This window comes from Haloarchaeobius caseinilyticus (assembly GCF_051207395.1).
Classification (GTDB): Archaea; Halobacteriota; Halobacteria; order Halobacteriales; family Natrialbaceae; genus Haloarchaeobius.
This window is the reverse complement of the sequence record NZ_JBPJZC010000001.1, coordinates 745,853-759,468: the sequence shown is the minus strand read 5'-3', so window position 1 is coordinate 759,468 and position 13,616 is coordinate 745,853. Positions and strand designations below refer to the sequence as shown.

General features: G+C 63.4%; 13 protein-coding genes. 6 read left to right on the top strand and 7 right to left on the bottom strand.

All coding sequences use genetic code 11. From position 1 onward, the window contains the following. Window positions 1-21 precede the first annotated feature (21 nt). Window positions 22-1,143 carry a DUF63 family protein gene (locus ACSC1P_RS04075; protein WP_435358855.1) on the top strand — a complete coding sequence of 374 codons (1,122 nt, stop codon included), beginning with the start codon at window positions 22-24 and terminating at the stop codon, window positions 1,141-1,143. A 26-nt stretch (window positions 1,144-1,169) separates the two neighbouring features. Here ACSC1P_RS04075 and ACSC1P_RS04070 read toward each other — a convergent pair whose 3' ends face one another. The 4 genes from ACSC1P_RS04070 to ACSC1P_RS04055 form a co-directional block, all read right to left on the bottom strand. After that, window positions 1,170-1,379, bottom strand: a complete 210-nt coding sequence (locus ACSC1P_RS04070; RefSeq protein WP_435358854.1) for a hypothetical protein — start codon at window positions 1,377-1,379, stop codon at window positions 1,170-1,172. A gap of 106 nt (window positions 1,380-1,485) precedes the next feature. Beyond that, complete coding sequence (locus tag ACSC1P_RS04065; protein ID WP_435358853.1) at window positions 1,486-1,698, bottom strand: DUF7479 domain-containing protein; 213 nt, start codon at window positions 1,696-1,698, stop codon at window positions 1,486-1,488. A 99-nt stretch (window positions 1,699-1,797) separates the two neighbouring features. Further along, window positions 1,798-3,498, bottom strand: a complete 1,701-nt coding sequence (locus tag ACSC1P_RS04060; protein ID WP_435358852.1) for a YcaO-like family protein — start codon at window positions 3,496-3,498, stop codon at window positions 1,798-1,800. A gap of 70 nt (window positions 3,499-3,568) precedes the next feature. Then, window positions 3,569-3,715, bottom strand: a complete 147-nt coding sequence (locus tag ACSC1P_RS04055; RefSeq protein WP_435358851.1) for a DUF8555 family protein — start codon at window positions 3,713-3,715, stop codon at window positions 3,569-3,571. 133 nt (window positions 3,716-3,848) lie between these two features. Here ACSC1P_RS04055 and ACSC1P_RS04050 point away from each other — a divergent pair, with 133 nt between their 5' ends. Beyond that, window positions 3,849-4,565 carry a DUF7117 family protein gene (locus tag ACSC1P_RS04050; RefSeq protein WP_435358850.1) on the top strand — a complete coding sequence of 239 codons (717 nt, stop codon included), beginning with the start codon at window positions 3,849-3,851 and terminating at the stop codon, window positions 4,563-4,565. A gap of 40 nt (window positions 4,566-4,605) precedes the next feature. Here the strand turns inward: ACSC1P_RS04050 and ACSC1P_RS04045 are convergent, their stop codons facing one another. Continuing rightward, window positions 4,606-5,496 (bottom strand): tetrahydrofolate dehydrogenase/cyclohydrolase catalytic domain-containing protein, encoded by an 891-nt coding sequence (locus ACSC1P_RS04045; protein WP_435358849.1) that lies wholly within the window; start codon window positions 5,494-5,496, stop codon window positions 4,606-4,608. Between the two features lie 430 nt (window positions 5,497-5,926). Here ACSC1P_RS04045 and ACSC1P_RS04040 point away from each other — a divergent pair, with 430 nt between their 5' ends. After that, window positions 5,927-7,285, top strand: coding sequence for a polysaccharide deacetylase family protein (locus ACSC1P_RS04040; protein WP_435358848.1), 1,359 nt, complete (start codon window positions 5,927-5,929; stop codon window positions 7,283-7,285). 47 nt (window positions 7,286-7,332) lie between these two features. On the opposite strand, the gene ACSC1P_RS04035 is transcribed toward ACSC1P_RS04040, so the two are convergent. Further along, window positions 7,333-8,814 carry a methyl-accepting chemotaxis protein gene (locus ACSC1P_RS04035; protein ID WP_435358847.1) on the bottom strand — a complete coding sequence of 494 codons (1,482 nt, stop codon included), beginning with the start codon at window positions 8,812-8,814 and terminating at the stop codon, window positions 7,333-7,335. A 277-nt stretch (window positions 8,815-9,091) separates the two neighbouring features. After that, on the bottom strand, window positions 9,092-10,339 hold the full coding sequence (gene glyA, locus ACSC1P_RS04030; RefSeq protein ID WP_435358846.1) for a serine hydroxymethyltransferase: 1,248 nt from the start codon (window positions 10,337-10,339) through the stop codon (window positions 9,092-9,094). A gap of 132 nt (window positions 10,340-10,471) precedes the next feature. Between glyA and ACSC1P_RS04025 the strand changes: the two genes are divergently transcribed. The 3 genes from ACSC1P_RS04025 to lwrS all read left to right on the top strand — a co-directional run bounded on the left by ACSC1P_RS04025 (window position 10,472) and on the right by lwrS (window position 13,610). Then, window positions 10,472-12,553, top strand: a complete 2,082-nt coding sequence (locus ACSC1P_RS04025; protein WP_435358845.1) for a hypothetical protein — start codon at window positions 10,472-10,474, stop codon at window positions 12,551-12,553. A 408-nt stretch (window positions 12,554-12,961) separates the two neighbouring features. After that, the gene (locus ACSC1P_RS04020) at window positions 12,962-13,237 is read left to right on the top strand and encodes a 4a-hydroxytetrahydrobiopterin dehydratase (protein WP_435358844.1); all 276 of its coding nucleotides are present in this window, start codon (window positions 12,962-12,964) and stop codon (window positions 13,235-13,237) included. Window position 13,238: 1 nt separating this feature from the next. Further along, a complete protein-coding gene (gene lwrS / locus ACSC1P_RS04015) occupies window positions 13,239-13,610 on the top strand; it encodes an LWR-salt protein (RefSeq protein ID WP_435358843.1) in 372 nt (123 codons plus the stop codon). The last annotated feature ends 6 nt before the right edge of the window (window positions 13,611-13,616 follow it).

Sequence of the window (13,616 nt, the reverse complement as noted above, 5' to 3'; positions counted from 1 at the left end):
AGTCGCCCCCGCCGTGCGCATATGAGTGACGTCATAGAGCGCGTGGGAGTCGGCCGTGCGTGGGCCGCGTCGGTTGGCCTCCTCGTCGCGATCTTCGGGCTGGGGTCGGTGGTGTTCCGTCGAGAAGTGTACGCGAACTTCGTCTGGCACTACTTCTGGGGACCGGTGTACGCCGACGCGAAGGGCTGGAGTTGTGCTGCGTGGGCCAACGGTGAACAGATACAGCCACAGAGCTGTTCGAACGTGCCAGCAGGGATGGGGCCGGTCGCGGAGCCGGGCTACACAGTCGTCTCCGAAATCGGCTACGCCGTCATCTTGCTCGTCATGCTCGTCGGCGTCGCGCTCGTCCTGAAGCGATTGCGCGTCGAGCGGTACCGAGCGATGTTCTACGGCCTGTTCCCGTTCATGTTCTTCGGGGGTGCGCTGCGCGTCGTCGAGGACGTGAATAACAAGGCAGCGAGAGAGGGCTTCGTGCCGCTCATCGACTACCCAGTGAACACGCTGCTCATCAGTCCCATCATCTACTTCACCGTCTTCTTCATCGCGCTCGCGTCGCTCGTGCTCGCGGTGTGGCTCTCGAAGTCGGTGCTCGACTACGAGTTCGAGTACCCGCTCTTCGGCATCGGGGCCGCAGTTCTCGGCCTGACGCTCGGGTATATCGCCTACGCGTCGGCGACCGAGGACTACGTGCTGTTCTACCCGCAGGTGACGCTCGTCGTCCTCGTCGGTGCGACCGTGGCGACGCTCCTCACGTGGGGCCTCATCGAACGCTTCGCACCGCACTTCAACAACGGAACCGGCATGATGGGACTGGTCATCCTGTGGGCGCACGCCGTCGACGGCGTGGCCAACGTCGTCGGACTCGACCTGATGACGGTCTTGACCAATCAGGGCAACCTGCAGGGGAAGCACCCGGTCAACCGATTCATCGTCGACGTGGCTGGCCAGTGGCTCCCGGCGTGGCTGGACGCGTTCCCGTTCCTCATCGTGAAGATGGTCGCTGCGACGTTCGTCATCGCCGTCTTCGATAAAGAGGTGTTCGAGGAGAGCCCGCGATTCACCATCATGCTGCTCGTCGCCATCGTCGCGGTCGGGCTCGGTCCCGGCACGCGTGATATGCTGCGAGCGACCTTCTACGTCTGAATCGGGCGATTTTCTCGCGTTTCTCGTCAGCAGGGACGGTACAAATTTTCGAGTGTCCGACCGCCGTCGTACTGGTTTCCACAGCCAGTACACTCCGCAACGACTCGTGTCTCACCAGCCGTTCCTTCCCCATCGTTGGCCGGAACGGCGGCCAGCGCGAGTGTCCCACCACAGGATTCGCACGACAACTCGAACTCCGAAACGGTTCCGCCGTGGCGTATGCGTGAATCCATCATGATAATTTGTGTGCCACCGCTGTGCGAATTGTACATCATACAACATAAACGCCGTTCCCTAACTCACGCACCTACGACGGACCGGACAGCAACCCCAGAAAACTCGTTATCGTTCCAGACCGGTGAGCGTCTGTCGAGGAAAGTACCGACTGCCACAGTCCGTACACTCGGCGACGAGTAGTGTCCCTGCTGCGTCGAATCGCAGCGAGTCCGACGACACCTCGGTCCGAGAGAGCGTCCCACCACAGGTCGCACACGCGAGGTCGAACTCCGATACCTGCCCATCTGTCGCTGTTGTCTCCATCTTCGAATTACTCATGTGAACAGTTCGCACACCATGTCATATCAAGGAGTGTGACGATTTAAAACCACGGTTCGTTGTGGGTTTCGACACCGTCTGCTTCCCTGACGTTCCCGTTCAGGGGTACGGATGGTGGCGGCGGTTCAGGCGCGCCTCGAAGCCGAGCGACGCCGGGACGGCCTCTGCTCGCTCGCCGAACGCGGGGTCGTCGGTGAACAGTGGCTGCGCACCGGGAACGACGACGCGGACCGCCTCGAAGCCTGCTGCTGCCACATCTGGCGGGGTCAGCCTGACCGCGTACGGCGTCAGTCCCACGTCGTCCAGTCGGGGCACCAGTTCCGTCACTGCGTCCTCGCCCGTCGGCACCTCGTCTGGGCCGACACTCGTCGCGGGCACCGGCCCACTCACGTCGAGGAAGTCCGCGGCCGCCGACGGGAAGTCGGCGAACGCGGCAATCGCGCCGGGTTCGTCGGTCGCGCCGGCCCGGCCCATCGAGCGCAGTTCCATCCAGTTCTGGAGCGCTTCGGCGAGTCCGTCTCTGGCAGCAGCGACCGGGTCGAGCGCTGCCCCGGAACCGACCGCGAAGGCCGGCCACTCGCCACCCTCACGATGGACTGCAACGGCGACGACCGGCACGTCCACGTCCTGCGTGACGAGCAGTGCAGTCGTCTCCAACCCTTCAGCACGTGCCCGTTTTGCGAGCGTCTCGTACGTCTCGTCTTCGACCTGCAGCGCGAGCGGTTCGAACGTCGAGTACCACGCGAGCATCGTCGCGTCGCGTTCGACGACCTCGGTCAGTCCCGAGACGAGCGCACCCGCGCCCGAAGAGCCGAGTCCGAGGCCGGTCGTAATCGAGTCCACGTAGCGTTCTTCCGGCGGCGGGAACTGCGCGAGTTCGGCCGCGATTGGTGTCTCTTCACCGGTCACCAGGTTCTCTCCCATCACCCACGGAATCGGCTGGTCAGGGTCGACTGCCGGGGCGTCCGAACGCCGGACCACGGCGTCGGGGGCGACGCCGCCGTCGACCATCTTGGGTGGCAGTTGCTCGAAATCACTGCCCTGGTACACCGCTGCCGAGTACCGTTCGAGCGCCTCGCCGACGGCCTTCATGAACGCGGTGTTCCAGTCCTCGTGGACGCCCGCGGCCTGTCGCGGCGCGCTGGCGTCGCTGAACACGCTCGTCTCTGAGTTCGTCGCGAGGTAGTACGGCGCGGGGAACGACTCGACTTCACCGATGCTGCTGACGAGGCCGACCCGACCGTCGAGCGTCTGCTCTGCGCGTTCGAGTGCCGCGTCGAGGTCCACGTCCTCGTACTCGTGGCGAACCGTGTGGTCGCGCTCGGTACAACAGCCCGGTACGGGGAAGAAGCTGTGCTGCTGGTGCGGGAGTTCGGTGACGGCCCCGACGACCGACTCGTCGTCCGCGCAGAAGCGGACACCCTGCCGTCCGGCGACTGCCCCGGCGAGTCGGGCTGTCGGCGCGTCGACGCTGGCTTCGCCGGTCTCCTGCGCGTTCGCCGCGACCCGCGCCCGCAGACAGTCGTAACAGCCGGCACCGGTTTCGAGACCGGTCACGGCGGCGTCGACACCGGAAAGTGCGACGCCACCGATGCCACCCAACTCCACGGCGAGCCACGGCCCGTCAGCGGCCGCGTTCGCCGTCTCGAACGACTCGGCACCGACTGCGCCGACCACCACGGCGAGCGTCGCGCCACCGACCTCGCTGGGGTCGACTCGCTCGGGTTCTACGTCGGCGTCGGCCAGCGCGGCCACCACGGCCTCGGCTGCTGGGCCATCACCCGCGATACGTACGTCCATGCGGAATCGGTCACTTGGTGCCGGGAAAAGTGCGACGCTCTCCGGTTCGCGTCGGCGACGACCGACCTCGTCACATGTGCTCTTCTTCGAGCACCCAGCCGAGGGCGCGCTTGTAGTACGTGAACATCTGCTTCACACCCTCGTGTTTCATGTTTTCGTCGTTGAGCTGTTCGATGAGGAACTCGTACTGCTCGCGGACCGCTTCTTCGTCGCGCATACTTCGACATCCGAGTGCCGGAGGGAAGTGCGTTTCTTCTGTCAGGGAAGCCGTGCGGTGACCTCAGGCTGGATGTACTGTGTCGTCGGTCAGCACCGTCGGGCCTTTGACCCGCCCGGCCCAACCTCGGCGCATGGAGATACGCGGCGAGCGCGAGTGCAAGGACTGCGGGAGGCGGTGGTCGTACTACGACACTGGCAGCATCAACTGCCCCGACTGCGACAGCCCGCGGAGCGTCGGCGTGGACGACGAACGAAAACTCCACACGGCGAGTCCGGTCGAACTCGACCTCTCGGAAGCGCGGGCGAACATCGACGAGGTGCCCGAAGACGAGGCGCTGAAGATGGTCGTCTCGGCATGTCGGGAGTACCTCGGTGCCCACGGCTTCGTCGATGCAGGCGAGTTGCAAGACCTCGACGACACCTATCTCGTCGCCGGCGAACTCCGGCACGTCGCTGGACTGGTCGAACGTTCGCTCGGTCGCGACGAAGCCGAAGAGATGTACCTACTCTCGCTTCTGCAGGGAGACGTGTCGGCCCGGCCCACCCCAGACAGCGTCCCCGAATCGCTCCGTGAAGGTCGGGGTATCGCCTACGCGAACGCGGTCAGAGAGTACCGACGCGAGATTCGCGAGTGGGCCGACGCAGGCGACGTGACGGTGGACCAGCCAGCGAACGAAGCGCTCTCCGCACTCACGGAACAGGCAAAGCGAGTTCGGGCACTGGAAGGCGACGTGTCCCCGCAGGAGTCAGAGCGGTTGATTCGGGCGATGCGCGAGGTCGCGACGTACCTCCGTGACGGCGACGAGGATGCATTGGTTCGGGCGAGACAGCGACTGGACCTGCACTGACGCGAGAACAGAACGAGTTCAGAGAGACTCAACTACCGATTCAGAGGTCGACATCGACGCCAGACTCCAGACTCGCCGCGCGGACCGTGTTGTACAGCAACATCGCGATGGTCATCGGACCGACGCCGCCGGGCGAGGGAGAGATGACCGAGGCCTTCTCCTTCGCGCTCTCGAACTCTACGTCGCCCGTGAGCGTGTAGCCCTTCTCGTTGTCGGCGTCGACACGGTTCGTCCCCACGTCGATGACGACGACGCCCTCGGAGAGCATGTCACCGGTCAGCATCTCGGGGACGCCGACGGCGGCGATGACGATGTCTGCGTTCTTCGTCTTCTCTTCGAGGTCTTGCGTGCGCGAGTGACAGACCGTGACCGTCGCGTTGCCGCCGTCGGCCTTCTGAACCAGCAGGTTGGCCATCGGCTTGCCGACGATGTCGGAACGACCCATGACGACCACGTCCTTGCCCTCGACGTCGACGTCTGCCGAGGCGAGCAACTTCTGGATGCCGTGGGGCGTACACGGCTTGAAGCGGGCGTCACCGGCGACGAGTCGGCCGACGTTCTCCGGGTGGAACCCGTCGACGTCTTTCATCGGGTCGACGCGGCGGAGGACTTCGCGCGTGTCGACGTGGTCGGGGACCGGCATCTGGACGAGGATGCCGTGGATGGTGGGGTCCTCGTTCAGGTCGTCGATAGTGTCGTAGAGTTCCTGTGCGGGTGCGTCGGGGTCGATTTCGACGGTCGTGCCGTCGATGCCGACTTCCTCACACGCTCGCTGTTTCATCGAGACGTACGTCTGCGAGCCGCCGTCGTCGCTCATCAGAACGGTGGCGAGACCGGGCGTCACGTCTTCGGTCTCCAGTGTGTCGATGGCGTCGGAGACGTCCGCTCGAACAGCTTCGGCGACCGCGTTTCCGTCGATGACGTGTGTCATTGCGTCGGGGTTCGCGGAGAGTCCCCTTCAACCCTCGGGTTCGTGCCCATCTCACCGACTCTGACGGCGGGATGATACACGACCATGTATAAATTTGCCACCTATGCAGTTTGCGTGGGTCGTCGGCGAGACCGGACTGCGATTGGAATCGTGTCGTTATGCCGAACTTAGTGGTGACTATTTCGGTTGTAAGCTCGCGAAGGCAACTACTGAAAAGACTGTACAGCCCGTCTCGGCGGTGACCACACCGCTGGGACGAACGGCGGCCGACTTCGGCGGGCGACGAGAGAAGCGAAGCGACGCCCCTCACCGACGGAGCGATTTCGGGTCATATGTCCAACAAAAAGTGGCTAAGACGCTCGTAATCCTGTTGAAACAATTTCAATAATTACTATACTTTTCAATAAATTTGAATCAACTTCCGGACACAATGCCCTCCAGGCGTGAGCTGTTACAAGCTGCTGGTACGACCCTTCTCGGGGGAGTAGGGACTGCCCGGCAGTCGAAGACAGAAGCGAAATTGGTCATTACCTATGATGATTCCGTTCGGGAAGACTACACGAAAGCGTTCCCGATTCACCGGGACGAAGGTGTCCCCGCGAGCATCGCCGCCGTCTCGAACTACGTGGCGTGGGACGCCGATAGTGACGACGAACGGCTGACCGGTGCGCAAGTTCGTGAACTCCACGACAGTGGCTGGGAGATCATGTCGCATACGGTGTCGCACGAACACCTCGGTACACAGCAACTGACGAAGCCAGCGTCACCCGGAGACACTCGCCTGTACGTCGACTACAACTACCACGGCCGGGAGAACGAGGCGGCAGTAGTGCTCGACGACGGCCAGAACACTGCCCGGGTCAGCGTCAGCCACGCTGCCGAGGACGAAGACGGACCCTACCTCGCACTCGACGGCGAATTGGAGACCTCCTTCCCCGTCGGGACGACCGAACGCTTCACCGAGGAGCGCATCCGGCAAGCCATGGCGGACTCGAAGGCGGTCATCGGCGACCACGGCGTCCCCGACCCCAGTCACATCGTCTATCCCTACGGTCGACACTGCGAGAAGTCACAGGAAGTGGTCGCCGATTCCTACGACTCGGTGGTCAACTACAGGTTGACGGGAATGAACGCTCCCGGTGACGCCAACCCGTATCGGTTCGGGCGTCGGCCGTTCGAGCAGCAACTCATCAGTGGGACGTATCTGACCACGCTCCTCGAAGATGCAGCCGAAAAAGACGCCCTGTACATCGTCGGCGGCCACACGAAGAACATGGCACCCGAACGAATTCGGACGGTGATTCGGGAAGCCAAGCGACTGAACTTCGACATCGTGACCATGACCGAGGGGATGGAGTACGCGGTCGAGAACCCGGGTGCACCCACGACCACGACGCAGCAACCGACTACCGAGCAACCGACCACCGCACAGCCCACGACCAGACAGCCGACTACCGAGCAACCGACCACCGCACAGCCCACGACCAGACAGCCGACCACTGAGCGACCGACCACTGCTCCGCCGACGACCGAACCGACACCTTCCGAGCGACCCACCACCGCACAGTCGGCTACTCCGTCGACGATGGCGACAGAACGAACCACTGCACGACCGTCAATGGACGCGAACTCGGCCGATTCGTCCAACGCGAGGGCAGCCTCCAGCCACCCGTTGCACGGCGATATACCCGCCGCCACAGCCGAGTACGTCGTCGACCGATACCCAGCGGTGTCGGTGTTGGCCAGTCTCGCCGGCGTCGCCGGTGTCGCACGACGATACAAAGAGTAGACTGCACCGCAGTGGACTGCCCCGTAGTCGACCGCGGGCGACCGCGTTCAGTCGTCGTCGGCGACGGCCGCCCCGTCTCGGCGGCCACTGGTGTCGAACTGGTCGAGCAGGCCACAGAGGTCCGCAGAGCGACTGTCGAGTAGTTCGTTGGTCTCACGAACGGTCGTCACGGCGCTGAGTTGTGCGTCTGCCGCAGCGGTCACGTCCTCTGCCGCCCGGGTCGTCCCCTGACTGATAGCGGCCACGTCGGCCGTCTTCGACCGGACCGACTGCGTTCGGGTCGCCTGCTGGTCGATCGCTGCCGAGATGGTCTGGACGCCGTCGTCGACCTGGTCGACGTTCTCGTCGACGGTCTCGAGCGCGTCGAGCGTCTCGGTGACGGCCTGCAGTCCGGCCTCCACGTCGGTGGTCATCTTGCGCATGTCCTGGACGACCGCGTCCGTGTCGGTTTTGACGCCTTCGACGAGGTCACCGATTTCCGTCGACCGGTCTTTCGCGTCGGACGAGAGTTCTTTGACCTGCTGTGCGACGACGCCGAAGCCCTCGTGTCTCCCATGCGACCGTGCCTTCGAGGCCTCGATGTTCGCGTTCAGGGCCAGCATGTTCGTCTCGGACGCGATGTCGGTGATGGTACTCGACATGCGGTCGATACGGTCGATTTGTTCGTGCAGCGACTGCACGTCTCGGGCGACCTCCTGCGTACTGTCTCTGATGGCACGCATCGCCTGTGCCGTGTCGACGACGGCTTTCCGGCCGTCCTCGTTCGCCGAGACTGCCTCTGCCGACTGTTCGGCGACCGTCTCGGCAGTTGCAGTCATCTCTTCGACCGTCGCAGAGAGGTCTTCCATGTCGGCGCTCACCGACGTGATGTGGTCACTTTGGGCCTGCGCGCCGCGCTCGATGCGCTCGACGGTCTGTTGTACGTCGTGGCTCCGTTCGCCGACCGTGTCCATCTGGTCTGCGGCGTTCGTACTCGCCCGTGCGACGGTCCGAGCGAACGACTTCGCCTCGGCGTGTGCTGGTTCGAGTTCGTCGAGCATATCGTTGAACGACCGCGCAACCGCTCGCATGGCTTCGTTCTCGGTTTCGTCGGTTGGCAGTCGCCGTGAGAGGTCGCCCTCGGCGCAGGCGGCCATCGTCAGACCGTAGCGTTCGGCCGTTCGTTCCAGATGGTCGTTCATGACCTGCACGTCTTTTCTGGCGTCCTCGGAGGCCTGCTGGGCGCGCTCGGCGTCGGCCAGTGAGGCCTGCAGTTCGTCGCGCATCCCGGCGATGGCCTGTGAGAGTTCACCGATTTCGTCCTCGCGGTCGGTGGCGAGTTCGACGTCGAAGTCCCCCGCTTCGACGGCGTTCGCCTTCTCGGTGAGCGCCCGTACCTCCACGAACTGTGAGAGTGACCCGAATCCGAGTGAACTCATCACGGCGACGGTGGTGGCCAGTCCGAGGACGAACAGCGAGTAATTCGCCGTCTCGAAGAACAGGAACACCGACAACGACCCCCCGATGAGGCCGATGAGGCCGACGCCCACCGTCAGCTGTAGCTCTAAGCTGTTCCGAAAATGGTTCGTTAGCGACACCGCTGGCAACCGCTGTTGTAAATCCCCTAACATCTCTCCCCGAACCTATCGATTCGGGGAACGTGCAAAACGAGTGTGCATTACTATCAAAGCATCACCATTGGCGGTTAGCGACCGCATTGCGGGCAGATAGACACGAGTGCAGACGACGAAGAGAGAAGAAATCGTCGGTAATCACGACACGTGTCGTGTCGACAGGTGACCGCCGGTTCGAAGAGCAGTGCCCGAATTACTCGTACAGCGGGTTCGCTTCGCAGAGGTCGGCGACGGTCTCGGCCACGTCGGCCTTCACGTCCTCGTCGTCCGGGTGGTCGATGACCTTCGCGATGCAGTCGGCGACGACGCGGATGTCGTCTTCGTCGAAGCCGCGGGTCGTCAGTGCGGGCGTCCCGGCACGGATACCCGACGGGTTGAACGGCGAGCGCGTCTCGCCGGGGACCGTGTTCCCGTTCAGGACGATGCCGACGTCTTCGAGCGCTTCCTCGGCGTCGCCACCGGTCGTGTCCGGGTGCGACGGGCGGAGGTCGACCAGCACGAGGTGGTTGTCGGTGCCGCCGGAGACCAGTTCGAAGCCGTGGTCAGCTAGTTCTTCACCGAGGACCTTCGCGTTCTTCACGGTCTGCTCGGAGTACTCGGTGAACTCGGGCTGGAGTGCCTCGTTGAAGCCGACAGCCTTGCCCGCGATGTTGTGCATCAGGGGACCGCCCTGTGCGCCGGGGAAGACGGCCTTGTCGATGTCCGAGGCGTACTCCTCGTCGCACATGATGATGCCACCGCGGCCCGCGCGAATGGTCTTGTGCGTACTGCCCGTGACGAAGTCGGCGATGCCGACCGGGGACGGGTGGACGCCCGCAGCGACGAGACCGGTGATGTGCGCGATGTCGGCGAGGTGGTACGCGTCGACCGCGTCGGCGGCCTCCTGAATCTTCGCCCACTCGACCTCACGTGGGTACGCGGAGTAGCCCGAGACGATGATGTCCGGGTCGAACGCTTCCGCCTGCTCGCGGACCTCGTCGTAGTCGATGTAGCCCGTCTCGGGGTCGACCTCGTACTGCTCGACTTCGTAGGTCTGGCCGGTGAAGTTCGCCGGGTGCCCGTGGCTCAGGTGGCCACCGTGGGTCAGGTCCAGCGAGAGAATCTTATCGCCGGGGTCGAGAACGGCGAGGTAGACGCCGAGGTTCGCCGACGACCCGGAGTGCGGCTGCACGTTGACGTGCTCTGCGCCCCAGAGTTCTTCGGCGTACTCGATACACTTCTCCTCGACGATGTCCGCGTTCTCACAGCCGCCGTAGTAGCGCTTGCCGGGGTAGCCTTCGGCGTACTTGTTCGTGAGGACGGAACTCTGTGCTTCGAGGACCGCCTTCGAGACGTGGTTCTCGCTGGCGATCATCGCCAGTGTGTTCTCCTGCCGCGTGACTTCCGCAGAGAGCGCGTCTGCGACTTCCGGGTCGACCGCCCGAACCTGCTCGTAGTCCATGTTCGAATCGGTGTTCGGTTTGTCCATAAGTGTACCTTCTTCGGGGAATGCTGTCGGCGTTCGAGATGTACAGCGTGCACTCCTGTGCCACCCGATACTTCTAACTGGTCATGGTGAAATCTACCAACGCGAATGATAGAGTGGGAGGTAACACCGAGTGGACTCCGGGTGATAGACCCCGGAAACTCCGAATTCGTCGTCCACGGTGCAGACCTCGACGTGGTCGACGACGACGCCTCACTCCCACGCCCCGTCGACACGACGCTCACCTGCGTCGGGACGGAACTCCGGTTTCCAATCAGCGTCGTCTACGTCGCCTCACAGACCAGCGACGCGACCTATCAGTTAGAGAACGACGTTGGCCCGCTCGATCTCCCCCGTGGCGAGTACATCGTCGACCTCGATGCACGAATCAAGACGTATCTCCGCGCGGACGGCCCGCTCTCCATCTCCAAGACGCGTGACTTCGAGGAGGTCATCGTCTCGTTTCCGGCGGAGACGACGCTCACCCTCGGCTTCCGGAGTCGCAGCGAACAGCCGTCGGGAAGAGTGTCTGTTCCGGCGACCCCAGCGGGAATGGCGACCGCACTGACGCACCTCTCGGCGTCGCACAAGACGACCGCGGCGGACAGGACGTACCCGACGCTCCGTGGCCATCCGCCGCTCGTGGAGACGACGGACCCCAGCACCGAGGCCGCGGTCCCGGACTACATCGCCGACGCGACACCTGACGTGGGCATCGAGTTGCTCGTACCGCCGTCGTTCGACGAGTTGTTCGTCACGGCTCCACTCGCGTACTACCTGCAAGCGGACGTGGAGGTCGTCGATTCGCTCTCCGCACCGATGCTGTGTGCGCCGAGTGCCGGGATCAGACACGACCTCGGCCAGTTGCCGACCCTCGAACGGACCACCGCCAGAACGCTCCGCAAAGCGTTCTTCCTCGACTGTCTCGTTCGGAACGCTGGTCCCTACGGGACCAACCTCGCAGAGGAAAGCCTCCTCGACGCCCTCAGACTCGAGAGCGAGGAACTGTACCACGGCAGCCCGGTCGACCGACTGGAGACGTACCTCGACGTGCCCTACGCGGCCATCGAACACCGGTTGCCCGACTGGCACCTGTCGATGTACGTCGACCCCAGCGCCGAGATGCTGGGGACGGTTCCGTTCATGCTCCACAACCTGAGCCTCATCTACATGCCCCAGACTTCGGCGCTACAGGGGGCCGAACTGGTCGAGCGGTCACTGGACGATTTCTACCGCGGGAACGAGGCACGAGCAGGTGCCGGACAGGTCGCCTCCGTCGACATCGTGAAACCCGCGCTGCGGGGAGGCCGCATCCACGGCTGGCTCGCCGACGGCGTTCCCATCGACGTGTTCAAGTGCGCCCCAGCGGCGTACCGCAACCGGCTGAAGTACCTCGAACGAAAGCGTGAGACAGCGAAGGTGACCGTCGTCCTCAACGACCAGCGGATGGACGCCGAACACGCCGACGTGGCCGCCATCTACCGCGAGCGAAGCGAGGACCTTCCCCTGCAAGTCGAGGTACTGGACCACCTCGCGACGGCGGACCTCGCCCGTGTCTTCGAGGACGACAACGACTTCCTGCACTACATCGGCCACTGTGAAGAGGAGGGCCTGCGCTGTCCCGACGGCTACCTCCCGGCCAGCAGTATCGACGAGTGCAACACCCAGACCTTCTTCCTGAACGCTTGCGGCTCCTTCCACGAAGGAATGGCACTGATCGAACGCGGTGCAGTCGCCGGTGGCGTCACCTTCACGCAAGTCCTCAACGACCACGCGGTGAAGGTCGGCTCGGCGTTCGCGCGATTGCTCATCCACGGCTTCTCGGTCGAACGCGCACTGCGCATCGCTCGTCGTCGCATCATGATGGGCAAGGACTACGCGGTCGTCGGCGACGGGACGCACACGCTGACCCAGACGACGAATCGGCTGCCGACGACGGCCGAACTCGAACACCTCGGGGACGAGCAGTACTTCCTCACGTTCGACCAGTTCTCGCTCCAGCACGCCGGTAGCTACTACCACCCCTACATCGAACAGAACGAGTTCTCGTACCTCTGTGGGAACGAATCCGAATTCGCGCTCGGACAGCAGTCGCTCCTCGAATTTCTGGAGCGGGCCGACACCTCGGTCATCTACGACGGCGAATTTTACTGGTCGGACGACCTCGCGACGCGACTCCGCAACCCGTAGTCTGGTACTGCAAATTGGAGCCCAGTACTGCAAATTGTGGGCTGAAACGGTGAACTGTCCGTCAGCCGACCTCGTCACTCTGCGGTCGAGGTACGAAAAAATTTACCGTCGAGTCGTCACCGCACTGGTCACGGACCGGTGTACGGGCTACTCCCTTTGTCGCCTGTTACTGGTCGGTTCGCGGTCCATCCTGCCGCTCCCGTGTCTCCATTGCCCATGGGTCTATGTCCCCATACTGCTTCGTTGGTCGACTTATAGGTTTGGGGTGACACGACTCTCACTCCAGACCGGTCGAATTTGCGACGGTCGTGTCGAAAACCGCCAGCAGTGACCGCCGGCGATTGCCGAGTCCAACTATCCACCAGCGCGCCCCCAACGATTATTTGAGTCCCCGTCGATGTTTCGCCCATGGCTGAAGTGCTGTCAGCGGACGAGATTCAGGCACAGTTGCCCGATGGGTGGACGCTCGAAGAGGGGGAAATCGTGCGAACGTTCGAGTTCGACGACTACATGAAAGGCGTGAACTTCGCACAGTTGACCGGCGAAATAGCCGAAGTACAGAACCACCATCCGACGATGACTATCCGCTACAAGGAGGTCGAAGTCAGCTTCACGAGCCACGAGGAAGGTGGCGTCACGGCAAAGGACATCGAGATGGCGGAGTTCCTCAACAAGGAAGTCTGAGATGCGAGCAGCGTACGCCTTCGCCGTTCGGTTCAGGCTCGAACCGGCCGTCGGCGGCGTCTCGCTCTCTCCCGATTCGTTCGAGACGACGTTCAGCCGCGAAGCCGACGCGCCCGGGTCCGAGGGCTGGCTGTTCTTCCGCGACAACCTCTGGCGCGGCGAGTGCAACGACCCATCGCACCTGCGCGACCTCGCGTCGGACGCGCTGGGTGTCCCGGTTCTCTCCATCGAGTTCCGGGGACTGCGAACCGACGAGGAGTATCTGCGGGCGCTGAAAGACGAAATCGACGCGAATCTCGACCTGTTCAAGGCGAAGACGGTCTCGGAAGTGCTGAACAAGTATCTCGGGAGTTCGATACAGGTCGAATCGTAGGAGTCG

Coding starts and splice junctions, on each gene's coding strand:
- glyA (WP_435358846.1), bottom strand. CDS start 10,339: ATGGACTACGAGCAGGTTCGGGCGGTCGACCCGGAAGTCGCAGACGCG.
- ACSC1P_RS04060 (WP_435358852.1), bottom strand. CDS start 3,498: ATGGACGTACGTATCGCGGGTGATGGCCCAGCAGCCGAGGCCGTGGTG.
- ACSC1P_RS04070 (WP_435358854.1), bottom strand. CDS start 1,379: ATGATGGATTCACGCATACGCCACGGCGGAACCGTTTCGGAGTTCGAG.
- ACSC1P_RS04050 (WP_435358850.1), top strand. CDS start 3,849: ATGGAGATACGCGGCGAGCGCGAGTGCAAGGACTGCGGGAGGCGGTGG.
- ACSC1P_RS04075 (WP_435358855.1), top strand. CDS start 22: ATGAGTGACGTCATAGAGCGCGTGGGAGTCGGCCGTGCGTGGGCCGCG.
- ACSC1P_RS04045 (WP_435358849.1), bottom strand. CDS start 5,496: ATGACACACGTCATCGACGGAAACGCGGTCGCCGAAGCTGTTCGAGCG.
- ACSC1P_RS04040 (WP_435358848.1), top strand. CDS start 5,927: ATGCCCTCCAGGCGTGAGCTGTTACAAGCTGCTGGTACGACCCTTCTC.
- ACSC1P_RS04020 (WP_435358844.1), top strand. CDS start 12,962: ATGGCTGAAGTGCTGTCAGCGGACGAGATTCAGGCACAGTTGCCCGAT.
- ACSC1P_RS04025 (WP_435358845.1), top strand. CDS start 10,472: ATGATAGAGTGGGAGGTAACACCGAGTGGACTCCGGGTGATAGACCCC.
- lwrS (WP_435358843.1), top strand. CDS start 13,239: ATGCGAGCAGCGTACGCCTTCGCCGTTCGGTTCAGGCTCGAACCGGCC.
- ACSC1P_RS04055 (WP_435358851.1), bottom strand. CDS start 3,715: ATGCGCGACGAAGAAGCGGTCCGCGAGCAGTACGAGTTCCTCATCGAA.
- ACSC1P_RS04065 (WP_435358853.1), bottom strand. CDS start 1,698: ATGAGTAATTCGAAGATGGAGACAACAGCGACAGATGGGCAGGTATCG.